The sequence below is a fragment of the Amycolatopsis vancoresmycina genome (assembly GCF_000716785.1).
GTDB lineage: Bacteria > Actinomycetota > Actinomycetes > Mycobacteriales > Pseudonocardiaceae > Amycolatopsis > Amycolatopsis vancoresmycina.
In genome coordinates this window covers 126068-141097 of sequence record NZ_JNYY01000017.1, presented here as the reverse complement: position 1 = coordinate 141097, position 15030 = coordinate 126068, and the positions used below count along the sequence as shown (strand labels likewise).

The 15030-nt window shown below is 73.8% G+C and carries 13 protein-coding genes; 3 read left to right on the top strand and 10 right to left on the bottom strand.

All coding sequences use genetic code 11. The annotated features are described in order from the left end of the window. Position 1: 1 nt before the first annotated feature. The 3 genes from OO60_RS34120 to OO60_RS34110 form a co-directional block, all read right to left on the bottom strand. Positions 2-988 (bottom strand): HEAT repeat domain-containing protein, encoded by a 987-nt coding sequence (locus OO60_RS34120; protein ID WP_033262887.1) that lies wholly within the window; start codon positions 986-988, stop codon positions 2-4. Further along, positions 982-1656 (bottom strand): HEAT repeat domain-containing protein, encoded by a 675-nt coding sequence (locus tag OO60_RS34115; protein WP_003059258.1) that lies wholly within the window; start codon positions 1654-1656, stop codon positions 982-984. Before OO60_RS34115 ends, OO60_RS34120 begins: the two co-directional genes overlap by 7 nt. 70 nt (positions 1657-1726) lie before the next feature. Beyond that, positions 1727-2737 (bottom strand): ABC transporter substrate-binding protein, encoded by a 1011-nt coding sequence (locus tag OO60_RS34110; protein ID WP_033262886.1) that lies wholly within the window; start codon positions 2735-2737, stop codon positions 1727-1729. A gap of 874 nt (positions 2738-3611) precedes the next feature. On the opposite strand from OO60_RS34110, the gene OO60_RS34105 reads away from it, so the two are divergent. Then, positions 3612-6443 (top strand): helix-turn-helix transcriptional regulator, encoded by a 2832-nt coding sequence (locus tag OO60_RS34105; protein WP_003059263.1) that lies wholly within the window; start codon positions 3612-3614, stop codon positions 6441-6443. 9 nt (positions 6444-6452) lie between these two features. Here OO60_RS34105 and OO60_RS34100 read toward each other — a convergent pair whose 3' ends face one another. The 5 genes from OO60_RS34100 to OO60_RS34080 form a co-directional block, all read right to left on the bottom strand. Further along, a complete protein-coding gene (locus OO60_RS34100) occupies positions 6453-7601 on the bottom strand; it encodes an MFS transporter (protein WP_033262885.1) in 1149 nt (382 codons plus the stop codon). Between the two features lie 193 nt (positions 7602-7794). After that, positions 7795-9354, bottom strand: a complete 1560-nt coding sequence (locus OO60_RS34095) for a long-chain-fatty-acid--CoA ligase (RefSeq protein WP_003059270.1) — start codon at positions 9352-9354, stop codon at positions 7795-7797. A gap of 80 nt (positions 9355-9434) precedes the next feature. After that, positions 9435-9875: a hypothetical protein gene (locus OO60_RS34090; protein ID WP_003059273.1), complete on the bottom strand. Its 441-nt coding sequence runs from the start codon at positions 9873-9875 to the stop codon at positions 9435-9437. After that, positions 9872-10243, bottom strand: coding sequence for a hypothetical protein (locus OO60_RS44740; RefSeq protein ID WP_003059275.1), 372 nt, complete (start codon positions 10241-10243; stop codon positions 9872-9874). Before OO60_RS44740 ends, OO60_RS34090 begins: the two co-directional genes overlap by 4 nt. 191 nt (positions 10244-10434) lie before the next feature. After that, on the bottom strand, positions 10435-11613 hold the full coding sequence (locus OO60_RS34080; RefSeq protein WP_033262914.1) for an MFS transporter: 1179 nt from the start codon (positions 11611-11613) through the stop codon (positions 10435-10437). 84 nt (positions 11614-11697) lie between these two features. Between OO60_RS34080 and OO60_RS34075 the strand changes: the two genes are divergently transcribed. Both OO60_RS34075 and OO60_RS46085 read left to right on the top strand, forming a co-directional pair. Next, entirely contained in the window at positions 11698-12591 is an 894-nt protein-coding gene (locus OO60_RS34075; protein WP_003059279.1) for a LysR family transcriptional regulator, read from the top strand. Positions 12592-12826: 235 nt separating this feature from the next. Next, positions 12827-13456: a helix-turn-helix transcriptional regulator gene (locus tag OO60_RS46085; protein ID WP_003059281.1), complete on the top strand. Its 630-nt coding sequence runs from the start codon at positions 12827-12829 to the stop codon at positions 13454-13456. Between the two features lie 39 nt (positions 13457-13495). Here the strand turns inward: OO60_RS46085 and OO60_RS34065 are convergent, their stop codons facing one another. Beyond that, positions 13496-14737, bottom strand: a complete 1242-nt coding sequence (locus OO60_RS34065) for an MFS transporter (protein WP_003059283.1) — start codon at positions 14735-14737, stop codon at positions 13496-13498. A 64-nt stretch (positions 14738-14801) separates the two neighbouring features. After that, positions 14802-15029: a hypothetical protein gene (locus OO60_RS34060; protein WP_003059286.1), complete on the bottom strand. Its 228-nt coding sequence runs from the start codon at positions 15027-15029 to the stop codon at positions 14802-14804. Position 15030: the final 1 nt, after the last annotated feature.

Sequence of the window (15030 nt, the reverse complement as noted above, 5' to 3'; positions counted from 1 at the left end):
GTCACGTCCGCTCGCCGAGCGCATCGGCGAGGGCCGACGCGATGAGGGCGACCGCCCGGTCCTCGTCGTCGCCCAGTTGCCGCAGGAGGGCCTGCGGGAGCGGGCCCGGGAGCTCGGCGAGCGCCTGGGCCACCCGGATCCGCACCGCGGGGCCCGCGGTGAGCTCCCCGGCCAGCGCGTCCAGGATCCGTTCGCCCTGCCCGGGGTCCACGGCCAGCGTGCCCAGCACCTCCGCCGCTTCGACGTCGTTGGTGCCCTCGGCCACCATGGCGACCAGGACCGGGACCGCAGCAGTGGTGCCGCGGCGGCCGGCGGCCAGTGCGGCGTGCCGGCGGACGTCCGGGTCCGGGTCGTCGAGGGCGCCGGCGAGGAGCGCGGTGGCCTCGTCGCCGGGGAGCTCGGCGATCGCCAGTACCGCACGCCGCCGGATGGCGGGGTCGGCCGAGCGCATCCCTTCGGCCACGCCCGCCACGCCGTCGGCGCCCGCGCGGGCCAGTGCCCAGCGCAGGGCGCCGGCGACGTTCGGGTGCGCCTCGGACAGCACCGCGCGGGCCAGCAGCGGCACGTCCTCGATCGGGGTGAGGGCGGCCTGCTGCCGCCGGGACGGGCTGGGCGAATCGAGCCCGTGCAGGAGCTCGACGACGTGCAGGACGCCGTCCCACCCGGACGGCTCCGAGGCGTCGATCGCCCGGAGCCGCTGCAGGAGTTCCTGTTCCCGCCGCAGCCGGTCTTCGGTCCGCCGGATGAGGTCGCCGACCAGCGCGGACGGCGTGAACGCCGGATCCGCCAGCGCCCGGGCGACCTGCCGCAGCGACATCCCCAGCGAGCGCAGCCCTTCGACGTGGAAGATCCGGCGGATGTCCGCCTCGGAGTACTCGCGGTAGCCGCCGACGGTGCGGCCGGTCGGCCGCACCAGCCCGAGGGAGTCGTAGTGCCGCAGCATCCGCGTGCTCACCCCGGACCGGCGGGCCACTTCGCCGATCAGCACGCGGCTTCCCCGGCACGCTCGGGGCCGAGCGCGACGATCCGCTTCGCCTCGTCGACGGCCAGGTCGAACCCGGCGTCCGGGTCGTCCAGGAGCCGTTGCGTGGCACGGGCGTGCGCACGCACGGCCGCGTCCGGGCTCGCCAGCCCCGGCCGCAGCGCCGGCTCGGCCACGTCGCCGAGCGCGACGAGGGCCCGGCTGAGGCTCAGCTGCACGGCCCGGTCGCCCCGGCCGAGCTGGAGCGCCAGTGCCACCGCCAGGTCGTCCCGGGCCTCGGGCGGCGCGAGGACGACCGCGGCCCGCCACGCGCTGCGCGCGACCTCGTCGTCGGGGTCGTGCAGCAGCGACCGGGTGATCGACGGCCACACCGTGCGGTCGCCGATCTTGGACAGCGTGTGCAGCGCCTGGCTGCGGGCCTGCGCGCGCCCGGAGCGGAGCTCCGCGACGAGCCTGGGCACGGTGACGTCCGCCGGCAGGCGGGTCAGCGCCCAGGTGAGCATGTCGCGCACGAAGAAGTCCGGCTCGACCGCGCACCGGGCCACGAGCGCGGCCGCGAACCCGGGGTCGGCCCGGGTGCCGGCCGCCAGTGCGGCCCGGAGCCGGGCCGACGAGTTCGCGGCGCCCAGCGCGTCGAGCAGGTGCGTGTCGGTTGTGCGGTTGATGGTGACCACCTCCTCCCCGCAGTGAAGACCTTGTCACAGTGTCAAGGTCAAGCGCGGGATGGCGGTGGTCACCATCGGGTCATCTCCCGGCCTGGGGCGCGATCATCGAGTTGACGTCGATCGGCGACGGGATGGCGCCGAGCTGCAGCAGCAGGTCCGGCACCCGCTGCAGGCGCCGGGAATCCAGGATCGAGCCGTAGCCCGGCAGGGTGAGCAGCTTGGCGGTGTCCTCGTCGATCTTGGCGAACCGCACCAGCAGCGGCTCGACCTTGGCGCGGTCGATCAGGGCCTCGTGGGTCGCCTTCTGCATGGCGCGCTGGAACGCGGCGAGCGTCTTCGGGTGCTCCCGCACCCACGTCTTCGTCGCGCCGTAGCCGGTCAGCGGGAAGTCCTGGGTGGCGCCGGTGTTGATGTCGACCACCGGGATCGCGCCTGCTGTCTTGGCGGCCTGCGTCACGTACGGTTCCGGCAGGTAGGCGGCGTCGGCGTCACCCTGGTTCAGCGCCGCGGCGATGTTCGGCAGCGGGATCAGCACCCATTTCACCTTGCTGTAATCGACGTTGTGGTCCTGCATCACCGACCGCGTGAGAAGGTCGGAAGCGGTGTTCTTGGCCGTGATGGCGATCTTCCGGCCCGCCAGGTCGAAGATTGTTTTCACCGGCGAATTCGGAACCGTGACGATCGCATTCGACTTCGGGTTGACCGACGTCGCGTCGGCGACCAGTTCCATGTCGGCGGCGCCGCTGCTGCGTGCGGTGAAGAACGGGGGGTAGGTCGAGAACGCGATGTCGGCCTCGCCCGAGATCGCCTTCGCCAGCGAGGCCTGGCCGCTGGCGGCGACGACGGACTCGACGGTGAGGCCCTCCGCCTGGAAGTAGCCGCTGTCCTGGGCCAGCCAGAACGGCCCCAGGTCCGTGGTGGGCAGGATGGAAACCTTCAGCGTGGCCTTTTCCAGGCTGCTGCCGGTCGATGCGGCGCTCGAGGTGTCCGAGCCGAGCGCGCCGCAGCCCGAGACGGCCGTGAGGGCCGCAAGGGCGAGCACAGCGTGGCGAGCGCGACCCCGGCCACTGCTCCTGGCGATTCCAAACACAAGGCATGCTCCTCGAAGGAGATGAGAGTCGGTGTACCGATTAACAGGCGGGTGCGTGATTTACTCCCCGACATCAAGCTGGCCACTGTAGGCACCCCGCCTGCACTTGACAATGCGTGATGTGCACCGGAGGCAGGGTTTCACCAGAATGGCCGCACGGGTACTTGATCGACGATCTTGTGCTTTGTACCCGGGTATCGAGGGATGCTACGAATTGCTGCGGCGGAATGATCGGCGGCCACCGATTCCGGACCGCGGAACGCCCGGGCCGGGGATTCGGGCCGGGTTCCGGTGCGCCGCGCGGCACGCGGCAGCCGCTGGTCCGGACCAGTCCCGGCGCGGGCCGGGGGCGGGCCGGTCTCCGCCGGACACGGGCTGTATCCGACCGGTGGAGTGCGGAAAACGTAGCGGGGGACGGCAAGGTGGGGCGGAAAACAACGGGACGACGGCGAATCCGGAGATCGGGATCCGGCAATATCGAACCGGAGCATCGTCACTGCCCGTATTCGCGCGAAGGTCGCCCACAGGGGCTCGAGAGAGGGGTCGCGTTGTCGTCGAAAACGTCGAACGGGGGCCGCTTCCCGTGCCGGGCGGCCGCGGCTGGGAAGCCGCCCGGGCCGGGAAAGGGCGCGCGATGTCCCGGTGGGCAGGCAGTTCGTCGGCCGGAACGCGGTCGTCCGTCGTTTTGTCCGGGCCGCCGCGGCCGGGCGGTGATCTGTTTCCGGCCGGTGCTGAAATCACGCCGGGATCACGAATCGGCGCATTTATCGAATGGGATGTTTCCTTGCGTGGAAGCCTCGACTAACGGTAGAAGTTCCGCCCTGACCCGGTGCGCCCCTTGTTGGGGAACAGGTTTTACTTCTAAAATCGCCGTGTGCGACCGCTCACGGAGGGTACAGAGCTGCTGGTCGGCCGGGACGGCGAGCTGTCCCGGCTGGTCACCTGGATCCGTGACGTCGCCGACGGCCGGGGCCGGGCCGTGCTGGTGGACGGCGAGCCGGGGATCGGCAAGTCCGCACTGGTCCGCTCCGCCTGCGCGGCCGCCGCCGAGGCGGGCTGCCAGGTGTACTGGGGCGCCGGCGACGAACTCGGGCAGGCGTTGCCGCTGCTGCCGCTCCTGGACGCGCTGGAGATCACGCCGGTCACCCGGGATCCCCGTCGTGACGCCATCTCCGAGCTGCTGGGCGGCGGTGCCGTCGCCGGCAAGGGCGCCGATCTCGCCGCCGCGGCCGCCGAACAGCTGATCGCGCTGGTGGACGAGCTCTGCCAGGACGAGCCTGCCGTGCTGGTCGTCGACGAGCTGCAGTGGGCCGACCGCACGACGGTGGCGGTGTGGAGCCGGCTCGCCCGCTCGGTCCGGCAGCTCCCGCTGCTGCTGGTCGGCGTGCTGCGCCCGGTGCCCCGCCGCGACGACCTGCGGTCGCTGTTCCGGATCGTTGGGGCGGGCGAACGGCTGCGGCTGAGCCGGCTGGCCGAACCCGCGGTGCTCGAGCTGGTGGCCGCGCTGGCCGGGGGCAAACCGGGCGCCGAACTGGCGCGGCTGGCCGACGGCGCCGCCGGGAACCCGTTGTACCTCACCGAACTCGTCGACGCGCTGGCCCGCAGCTCGCGCCTGGAGGTCGACACCGCGGGCGTGGTGGAGCTGACCGGCGCGGCCACGCCGGACTCCCTGCCGGAAGCGATCGCGGACCGGCTGGGCTTCCTGTCCGAATCGACGCTGGGCGTGCTGCGGGCCGCGGCCCTGCTCGGCGTCGGCTTCTCGGTCGCGGACCTGGTGACCGTGACGAACTCCCCGCTCGCCGCCCTGCTGCCCGCCCTCGACGAGGCCCGCGCCGCCGGGGTGCTGGTGGCGGCGGGCGACGACCTCGAGTTCCGGCACCCGCTGATCCGCGGGGCGCTGTACGACGAAATGCCGACGGCGGTCCGGATCGCCTGGCACCAGGACGCCGCGTGGGCGCTGGCCGAGGCGAAGGCCCCGGTCGAGCGGGTCGCGCGGCAGCTGCTGCCCATGGTGTCCACAACGGACAGTCGGGTGCCGGTGCCGGCGTGGGCCGTGCAGTGGCTGCTCGAAGTGGCCATGGCGCTGATCGGGCAGGCGCCCGTCGTCGCCGTCGCGCTCCTGCGCCGGGCGGTGCGGGACACGCCCCTCGACGACGCCGTGACCGGCGCGCTGGCCTGCCGGCTGGCCGACGCCTACTACCAGCTGGACAACATCGCCCAGGCCGAGCGGATCGCCTGCCGCGCACTGGACCGCGTCCGCGACCCCGACGTGCGCGTCGACCTGCACACGACGGTCGTCCAGTGCCGCGGGCGGACCGGCCGGGCCGCCGAGTACCTGGCCGAGCTGAAGCACGCACTGACCCGGCCGGGACTGCAACCGCGGCACCGGGCCAAGCTGCTGGTGCTCATCGCGCGCACCCACCGCTACATCGGGGAGATGGACGCCGCTCGCCGGGTCGCGACCGCGGCGCTGGACGAGCTCGGCCCGACCGAGGACCGCTGGGCGACCGGGTGGGCGCTGCACGTGCTGACGCAGGTCGCGATGTCGCGGGGCGAGTGGGCCGACGCGCTGCCGCTGTTCGACCGCGCGATGGCGATCGTGCGGGGCGACCCCGCGCTGATCGACCTCACGCTGCAGCTGCGCATCAACCAGTCGGTCACCTTCGGCGCGCTCGACCGCTACCCCGACGCGCTCGCCGCCGCCGGCCAGGCGCGGGAACTGGCCGACCGCACCGGCAGCATCGCGCGGCTGGCCCAGGCCCAGAGCGCGCTCGGGCGGCTGCTGCTGGCCGCCGGCCGGTGGGACGACGCGCTCGCCGAGGTGGAGGTCGTCCCGGACGACCGCAAGGAGCCGGACGTGGTGTGCTGCGACCACGGGGTCGCCGCGATCATCCACTTCCACCGCGGCGAGACGGCCGCGGCCCGGCGGCACCTCGACGTCGCGGCGCTGTACTCCCAGCACATCGGCGACGAGGTCGTGGAACCCCTGGTGCGAGCCAGGAGTTTCGCGTTCGAGCACGCCGGTGCCCCGGAACGCGCGCTCGCGGTGCTGACTTCCGTGCCGGCCGGCGAAGTCACCGGGGAGGACCTGCTGGGGGACGCCGCCCGGCTGGCCGCGGCGATCGGCGACGTGCGGGCCGCGGCGAAGATCGAGGCCAGGGTGGGCGCGATCGGCGCCGAGTCCGCCGTTCCGCACCGCCGCGCGCTCGTCCTGTACTGCCGCGGGCTGCTCGAACGGGACGGCACGATGCTGCTGCGGGCCGCCGACGGCTACCGCGACGCGGGCCGTCCGCTGTCGCGGGCCAAGGCGCTGGAAGCCGCCGCGGTCGCCTTCGCCGAGGCCCGGGCCGAGGACCGCGGTTCGGCGCGGGCCGCCTTCACCCACGCCATCGACCTCTACTCGGGGCTGGACGCGCAGTGGGACGTGGCGCGGCTGCGCGCCCTGTTCCGCTCGTTCGGCATCCGCAGCGGCCCGACGGTGAAGCACCGGAAAGCCACGCGCGGCTGGGACAGCCTGACCCCGACCGAGAGCCGGATCGCCGCGCTCGTCGTGGAAGGCCTGTCGAACCCGCAGATCGCGGCCCGCCTCTACCTGTCCCCGCGCACGGTCGGCACGCACGTTTCGCACATCCTCACCAAGCTCGAGGTGCACTCGCGCATCGACATCGCCCGGGAGGCGGCCCGGCACCAGTCCGCCTCCGGCTGAGCCGCGGGATCACACGCCGACCTCGGGTGCGTCCCCTTGGCGGGGCAGGGAAAGCGGGGGCGCGACCAGCGGTGCCGTGGTCCGGCGTGAGACCGCGGCGTGCCCGCTGAGGATCTGGCCGAGCAGGACCGCCAGTACCAGCAGCAACGGGGTCTGCCAGGTGCCGGTGCTGGTGTGCAGCCAGCCGCAGGCCAGCACGCCGAACCCGGCGATGAGGTACCCGAAGCCCTGGACCACGGCGGACAGCGACAGGGAACTGTCCTTGCAGCGCAGCGAAACGGTCGTCAGGACGAAGGCGAGGGCGCCCATGCCGGTACCGGTGGCCGCGGCCCACAGCCACGGCGCGGCCGCGGGTGCGAGGAGCAGGCCGGTCACGCCGATGACGTTGGGCGTGGCCAGCGCGACGACGAGCAGGGTCTGGTTGCGCCAGCGGCGGGTCCAGCCCGGGACCAGCCACATCATGGGCAGCCCCATGGCCATCGACAGCGCGAGGCACGCACCCGCGGTCGTCGGCGGGACACCGGCGTCGCGCAGGATGCCGGGCAGCCAGCCCATGACCAGGAACGTCACCGTCGAGATGAGTCCGAAGTGGATGGTCAGCGCGGTGGCGGGCGGCGCTCCGGTGGCGGCCCGCGGCGACCCGAATTCGCCGGGGGTGCGCTGCCAGACCTGCTGGGCCACCAGTGCCGTGGTCGCCCACACCCCGAGCGCCACCCGCCACGACGACGACATGACAGCCGTGGGCGTGACCAGCGCGCCGGCCGTGCTCCCGAACCCGAGCCCGAAGGTGAAGGCGGCGGAACCCTGCGCCAGCAGCGGCAACATGGTGCCGAGCACGGCGATGGACAGGCACGCGAGCGCGGTCCCGGCCAGCAGTTCGACCGGCCCGCCGAGCACCCGCCCGGCCAGCGACAGGACCAGCCCGACCAGGGCGACGGAGACGGTCCGGTGCGGGCCCACCCGGCTGCACAGCCACGGCGTGGCCCACCCGCCGAGCCCGATCGCCCACAGGGGCAGGGCCACGAGCACCGCGCCGACGAGGTTTCCGGCGACCGAGATGTCGGGCAGTGCGGCACCGAGGCTGGTCACCGCGGGCCGCAGGTTGATGGCGAGAACGAAGATCACCAGTGTGGAGACGGTGCTGGTAGCACGAGACATCGCTCCTCCTCGGTCGTCGAGGCCGGAGCGGGTAACTCCGTAGAGCAATGTTTCTCGGAGAGGCGGTTTCCAGACATCCGTCAGGTGACCGATGTCCGAGGTTTTGTTGTCTTTGCAGGGGTTCGGGGTGTTCCGATGGCCCTGCGGATGGGCGTGCATCGGCACGCGAGGGAGCCGGCGAAGGCCGGGACGGCTACCCGGCGGTGGTGTAAGCGATGTCCGGCCCGGTGCGCTCCCAGAGGACATCGGCGCAGTTCAGGCCCTCGGCGGACAGCTGCCGCTTGACGACCTTGAACGTCGAGGTCCGGGGCAGCTCCTGGACCGTTCGCACGTACCTCGGCACCTGTTTGGGCCCCAGGTCGGGCTGGCCGGCGAGGAACCGGCCGAACCCGGCCGGGTCGAGGGGCGCGCCGCCGGTGACGATGGCGGCCATCACCTGGTCGCCGGTCACCGGGTCCGGCACCGCGTAGACGGCGGCGTCGGTGATCGACGGGTGGCGCAGCAGGATGCGCTCGATCGGCGCCGTGCCGAGGTTCTCGCCGTCGACGCGGAGCCAGTCGCCGAGCCGCCCCGCGAAGTAGCAGTAGCCGTCGGCGTCGGCGTAGGCCAGGTCGCCGGTGTGGAACCGGCCGTCGCGCAGGCGCTCCGCGTCGGCCACCGGGTCGCGGTAGTACCCGGCGAACCAGCCGGCGCCCGCCGTGTTGACCAGCTCGCCGACGGCGTCGCCGGCGTTGGCCAGGCTGCCGTCGGGGGCGAACTCGGCCGGCGGGCACGGCCGGCCGGTCTCCGGGTGCAGGATGGCCACGTCGGGGGTCGGCCGGCCGAGCGAGCCGGGCGGGGTGTCGCCGGTGCGGGCGAACCCCACGCCACCCTCGGTGGACCCGAACGCGTCGACGACCTTGCAGCCGAAGCGTTCCGCGAAGGCGACCAGGTCGGCGCTCGCCCCTTCGTTGCCGTAGACGAGACGCAGGGGGTTGTCCGCGTCGTCCGGGCGGGGCGGCGTCGCGACCACATAGGACAGTGGCTTGCCGACGTAGTTGGCGTAGGTCGCGCCGAACTTCCGCACGTCGGACAGGAAGCCGGACGCGGAGAAGCGGCGGCGCAGGGCGATGCCCGCGCCGGCCGCCAGCCCGACCGCCCAGCCGGCCATGATGGCGTTGGAGTGGAACATCGGCATCGTGACGTAGACGGTGTCGGATGCGGACAGCCCGAACCGCTCGGCGAGCATCGCGCCGGGAAACGCTATCTTGCCGTGCGTGCAGCGCACGGCCTTCGGGTCGCCGCTGGTGCCGGAGGTGAAGATCAGCATGAGCAGGTCGTCCGGCGCCGCCGGGACGGGCTCGGCCGGGTCCGCGGACGGCGGCCACGAACCCAGGTCCCGCACGCCGGCCCCGCCGAGGTCCAGGCCGGCCAGCAGCGGCCGGTACTTGGGCTCGGCGAGCACGACCTGGCAGTCGGCGAGCCGGACGTCCCGCGCCAGTGCCTCGCCGCGCCGGGTGGGGTTGAGCCCGACCAGCACCGCCCCGGCGAACGCGCAGGCGCCGAGGAGCACGGAGAACGCCGGGACGTTGTCGGCCAGGACGCCGACGTGCGGCGGTTCGTCCCGGCGCAACGCCGCCCGGAGGCCGGCTGCCTGCTGAGCCGACGCCCGGACGTGCTCGGCCCACGACCACGTCTCGTCCTCGAACCGCAGGCCCGGCCGGTCGTCCCCGGCGCGGGCCAGCAGCAGGTCGGTCACCGTCGGGACGCCCATCCCCGCACCTCCCGGCACCGGCAGAACTGGAACACGTTCTACTTCTAGCACGGCGCGGGTCCCGCGGTCCACCGCGGCGGTCAGCGGCGGCCGGTGGCCACCACGACGAGGAACTGCCCGCCGCCCGCCTGGACACCGGCGGTGACGGGCACCCCGGGCAGCAGGCGCGAGAACCGGTCCACCAGCCAGTCCGCCGCTTCCCGGGCGTCCTGCTCGGTCGGGCAGCGGGCGACGGTCTCCCGGCCGCCCTTGCGCTCCAGCCGCCCGGCCACCGTGATCAGCGGCGCGGGGTCGGCCACGTGCAGGCGGTCCGGCCAGGGGATGACCACCTTGACCGCGCCCTTGCGGGTGTTGCACCCGCGGTGCGCGAGCCGCTCGGGCACCTTGGCCTTCCGGTCCGCGGTCCGGCTGTCGACGCTGGGGCCCCGCGAGTCGTTCACCGACATCCCGGGGTCGACCGGCTCGTCGCAGACCCAGCACCGCCAGCCGTCGCGCTCGGCGACGTCATCGAGAAGACTCATGCGCGCAACCTAGCCTGCCCGGTCCGGCCGGTCGCCCGCGACCGCGTCGGCGTGGTCGGTGAGGGGGGCCGCGACGCAGTGCCCGGCGGCGATTTCGTCCGCGACGAGCCGAGCCGTCCGGCGGCCGGCGCGCGCAGGAACGCCGGCGGGAAGGAGCGGTCTTCGCTGCCCAGCACGAACCGGGTGGGGACGTCCGGCCACGCGGCCGGTGGCCACGGCTGCTGCATCGCGGCCGGCGACGAATGCGCCCGTTCCCGGCCCAGTGCCTCGTCCGCGAGGGCGCGCGGAACGTCGTGGTGGAAGCCGACGTGCGGGTCCTCGTGGCCGGTCCGGCCCCCGTCGCGGGCCGCCTGGGCTTGCTTCCCCATGCGGCGGGGGATTCGCCGGGTGCCGGGATCATGCCGGCCACCAGCAGCGGCAGCCCGACGGCGAGCCGGTCGGCGGCCGGCGGCGCGGTGAAGCCGCCGAACGAGTGGCCGACGACGACCGGGTCCAGCCGGTCGCCCGCGGCTGCGGCCACCACGCACGTACTCATGGGCAATGCCTTTCGGCGGAGGAATCAACGGGTCCGGCGGCGCACGGCCGGCCCGAGCGCCCGCCGGACGGCGAACAGGGCGATCCCGCCTGCCGCGCACCCGGCGCCGAGGACGGTCGGGCCGGTGAGGCCGAGCAGGGCCGTCCCGGCGAGCGGGCCGAGCACCGCGCCGACGCTCCAGGCTGCCGAAGCGAGGCCCAGGTACCCGCCGCGCAGCTCGGCCGGGGCCAGCGCGGCGAAAGTGTCGCCGAAGCGGACCGCGATCCCGACCTGGCCGAGGGTCCAGACCAGCACCGAGACCGCGAACCCGGCGAGGCCGTGGCTCACCGCGCCGAGCCCGGCGCCCAGCCCCACCAGGAGCATGGAGCCGGCCGACACCGTGCTGCCGTCGCGGCCGGCGAGCAGCCGGACCGCCCACGGCTGCAGGACCACGACGGCGATCCCGTTCAACGCGAGCACCGCCCCGTAGGCCGCGGGACCGAGGCCGGCGGCCGCCATCAGCAGCGGCAACGTCGTGAACGTCTGCAGGAACACCGTGAAGTGGCCGACGTGGACCGCCAGCATCGCGAGCAGCAGCCGGTCGCGCAGCACCACGGGCAGCAGCGCCCGCCGCGTCCGCGCCGCCCCCGCCGGGCGGGTTTCCGGCACCCGGCGCCAGACGATCAGGGCCGCGGTCAGCGAAGCCGCCACGTTGACCCAGAACAGCAGCCCGTACCCGTACCGGGCCAGGACCCCGGCCGTCACCGCCGCGACCGAGAAGCCGAGGTTAGCCGCCCAGTAGAGCAGCCCGAACGCACGGATCCGTTGTGCCGGAGGGAGGTCGGCCACCGCGGCGGACCCGGCCGGGCGGAACAGTTCGAGCGTCAGCCCGGCCCCCGCGGCGGCGACCCAGATGCCGGGCAGCGAATCCGCCGAGCCGAGTGCCGTGAGCGCCGCGGCGCCGCCCACGAACCCGGCGAGCATCGTGTTCCGCCGGCCGATCCGGTCGCCCAGCCAGCCGCCGAGCAGCTGGGAGCCGATGTCTCCGGCGCCGACCGCCGCGACCACCGAGCCCGCGGTCGCGGGCGAAAGGTGTTGTGCCTGCGTCAGGTACAGCACCAGGAACGACCGCACCACACCACCGGCGCGGCCGACGAAGTGCGTGGCCGCCAACGCCCAGACCAGCCGGGGCAGCCCCGGGGCGATCGTGTTCGAAGTCGTCATGGCCATGACGCTAGGTGGGTTGATCCATCATGAAAAGCGATGATTTACGATCAAATCGATCGTTTTCGCTTATACTTCGGTGTTATGGCCGACTTCGAACTGCGCCACCTGAGGACGATGGCCGCCGTCGCCGAAGAAGGCACCTTCGGGCAGGCGGCCGTGCGGCTGGGCTACACCCAGTCGTCGGTGAGCCAGCAGATCGCCGCGCTGGAGAAAGCCGTCGGCGGCCCGCTGTTCGACCGGCCCGGCGGCCCGAAACCGGTCCGGATCACGCCGCTCGGCGAGGTGGTCTTGGCGCACGGGCGCGAACTGCTGGCGAAGGCCGCGGCGCTGACCGACGCCGTCGGCCGGTTCCGGGCGGGCCACGGCCGCATCGACATCGGCACCTTCCAGAGCGTGTCGAACCTGATCCTGCCCGCCGTCATCCGCCGGCTGCTCGACGAACACCCCGGCTGCGACATCAGGCTGTCCGACGTGCCGCCGGAGGACGCGCGGATCGGCGAGCTCGACCTGCTGTTCCACGACGGCCCGGTCGGCGGCGACGTCGAGCGCGTCGAGCTGTTCGACGAGCCCTACCTCCTGGTGACCGGCGCCGGCGCGGTCGGCGGCGGCCCGGTCCGGGTGAAGCGCCTCGACGGCGTGCCGATGGTCGCCTGGCCGCCCACCCACCACCAGCGGTGGCTGGAGCGGACGCTCGCCCGCGCCGGCGCGCAGCCGCGGATCGTGTTCCGCACCACGGGCCACGAAACGATCCTGTCGATGGTGCGGGCGGGCATCGGCTGGGCGGTGCTGCCGTGGCTCGCCCTGCACGCGCACGACGCCTGGTCCGACGAGCAACTCGCAATTCATGCGCTGAAGCCGTCGCCCAGCCGCTCGCTGGCCCTGTACCGGCCGGCCGGGCGCACCGAATCCCCGCTCGCGGTCCGGACCCGGGAGATCGCGGTCGGCGTCGCGCGCGATCTCGCCCGGCGGATGTGATCGATTGCCTCGGCGGGAAAAGGATTTCGGGCATTCCCCGAAACAAAGATCGCGTCGATGGGCTGTCGACGAATTGTCGACGGCGTCTGTCAGGGTGGTGTTACGATCGTCGGTCTGCTGGGGTGCGGCGAACTGCGAGAAACCGTTTTGGGCGGTTCGTGCGTTTTTCCGCCCGGTGCACCGGTGGCGATCTTCGGGGGCAGAGCCGGGTGATCCGGCCTGGGGAGGGGGATCGATGCTGGGGAAGGCGAACGTACCCACGGCGGAGACCGCTTGGGCGCTCGAGCGAGCCGGCTGCCCCGACCTCGCCGCGCGCCTGCACGCCGCGGTCGACGACGTGCTGGGGCGCTACGACCAGGACCCCGGCGCCGGTGCCGAACGCGCCGACCGGGAAATCCTCCGCCGCCTGCACGAGGTGGAGGAGTCGTGGCTACGGAAATCGCCGCAGACCGGGCAGCTGCTGCAGATCGAACGGCCGCCCGCCGCGGATCTTCCGGGTGTCGAGGTGCGGATATTGCCGGGCCTGGCGACCTGGCTGGCCGTGGTCGACTCGATTGCCGTGGTGTTTCCCCTGCGACAGGACCGGACGGTCCTGCGCGCCCCCGCCGTGCTCGCGGTGGCCACCTGGGCGTTCCAGCAGGCCCGGCCGGCGCCACCGGCGGGCGCGGTGCCGCCGCAGCTGTCCCAGCTGGAGGTCCGGATCCTGCGGTGCCTGTCGGCGGGCCTCAAGGACGAACAGGCGGCCCGCCGCCTGGAGATCTCGGTCCGCACGTACCGCCGCCGGGTGACGGCCCTGTGCGACCGCCTGCACGCGTCGAGCCGGTTCGAGGCCGGCGTGGCGGCGGCCAAACGCGGACTGGTGTGAGAACACCGCGGCCGGCGATTCCCCCAGCCACGGTGTCCCTCAGAGGCGGCGAAGGCTACGGCTGGCGATGCCGCACACCGCCACCGCGCCGAAGCCGAGGCCCGTCAGGTGGAACATCGCGGCCGGCGACCACCGGCCCAGGACCAGCCCGGCCGCCGCCACCGACACCGGGAACATCGCGAACGTCACCAGGCTGATCAAACCCTGGGCGCGGGCCAGCAGCCGCGGTGGTGGCATGCGCTGGGTGGCCGTCATCACCAGCACCGCCAGCACCCCGTCGAGCGCGCCGACCACAGCCATCGTCGCCGCCATCGGCAGGAGGCCGCCGACGTGGGGGAGGGCGGCGAGGAGGCCGCCGTTGACCGCCAGGGTCGCGATCACCAACGGGCCCTGGCGGCGGCCGCGGGTCAGGGCACCGGCGGACGCGCCGCCGCCCAGCATGCCGATCCCCAGTGCCGCCATCAGCCAGCCGTAGCCCGCCGGGCCCAGTTCGGGGCGCGTGCGGGTGAGGACCGGCAGGGCCACCTCCAGCGTCCCGCCGACCGACGCACCGAGGACCGCCGTCATGAGCAGGACCGTGCGGTACAACGGCGACGACCGGACGAACCCGAGCAGGGACCCCGATCCGGCGGTCCCTGGGCGGTCCGGCGGGGCCGGAGCCCGGTGGATGGCCAGCAGTGCGAGCGCGGAGACGGCGAAGGAAAAAGCGTCGGCCCCGATCGCGGGCCACGGTGCCACCAGCGCGACCAGCGCGCCGCCGATCGGCGGGCCGATCACGTTGGCGAACAGGTTGGCCGCGATGCCGATGGAGTTCGCCGCCGTCAGCTCGGCGTCCGGCACGAGCGCCGGGGTGATCGAGCGGTACGCGGGGATGTGGGCGCCTTCGCAGGCCCCCAGGACGATCCCGGTGACGACCAGGTGCCCGAGCGCGGGCGCCCCGCGGACGGCGGCGACGGTCAGCGTGGTCAGCGCCGCGCACCGGGCTAGGTCGGCGCACAGCATCACCAGCCGGGCGCCGAACCGGTCGGCCAGCGCGCCGCCGGGCAGCGCCGTGACGATCCGGGCCACGCCGAACCCGGTGAGGGTCAGGCTCAGGCCCGAGGTCGCGTAGCCGGCGCCGAGGATCACGAACGGCAGGGCGACCAGGTACACCATGTCGCCGAGCGTCGACAGCGACTGCCCCGCCACCAGGATCCGGAAGTCGCGGCGGCGGAACGGGGCGAACGGCGACGGGCGGGGCTCGACGTCCTTCGCCGGGCTGGTTTCGTGGTCGGCACTCATCGGCGGTCTCCTCGGACGGCACCGGAAAGGGGGTGGCGGCGGCGCGCGCCGCCGCCACCGGAACTCAGCCCACGTCGTCCGGGACGGCGAACCGGAGCTGCTCGCGGCAGAACCGTTGCCACTCCGGGCTTTCGTCGCGGTACGCCGGCTCGTCGGCGAACGCGTCGGCCGTGACGCTCAGGTCGTCCCACAGGAACAGCGGCCCCGCCACGGCGTGCGTGGCGACCCAGTCCGACGCCGGCTCGAACGCCCGTACCGCTTCGGGCGGGTAGGCCCGGCTGTAGCGCAGCACC

Coding starts and splice junctions, on each gene's coding strand:
- OO60_RS34100 (WP_033262885.1), bottom strand. CDS start 7,601: ATGTCTCGTGCTACCAGCACCGTCTCCACACTGGTGATCTTCGTTCTC.
- OO60_RS34095 (WP_003059270.1), bottom strand. CDS start 9,354: ATGGGCGTCCCGACGGTGACCGACCTGCTGCTGGCCCGCGCCGGGGAC.
- OO60_RS34090 (WP_003059273.1), bottom strand. CDS start 9,875: ATGAGTCTTCTCGATGACGTCGCCGAGCGCGACGGCTGGCGGTGCTGG.
- OO60_RS44740 (WP_003059275.1), bottom strand. CDS start 10,243: ATGGGGAAGCAAGCCCAGGCGGCCCGCGACGGGGGCCGGACCGGCCAC.
- OO60_RS34080 (WP_033262914.1), bottom strand. CDS start 11,613: ATGACGACTTCGAACACGATCGCCCCGGGGCTGCCCCGGCTGGTCTGG.
- OO60_RS34075 (WP_003059279.1), top strand. CDS start 11,698: ATGGCCGACTTCGAACTGCGCCACCTGAGGACGATGGCCGCCGTCGCC.
- OO60_RS46085 (WP_003059281.1), top strand. CDS start 12,827: ATGCTGGGGAAGGCGAACGTACCCACGGCGGAGACCGCTTGGGCGCTC.
- OO60_RS34065 (WP_003059283.1), bottom strand. CDS start 14,737: ATGAGTGCCGACCACGAAACCAGCCCGGCGAAGGACGTCGAGCCCCGC.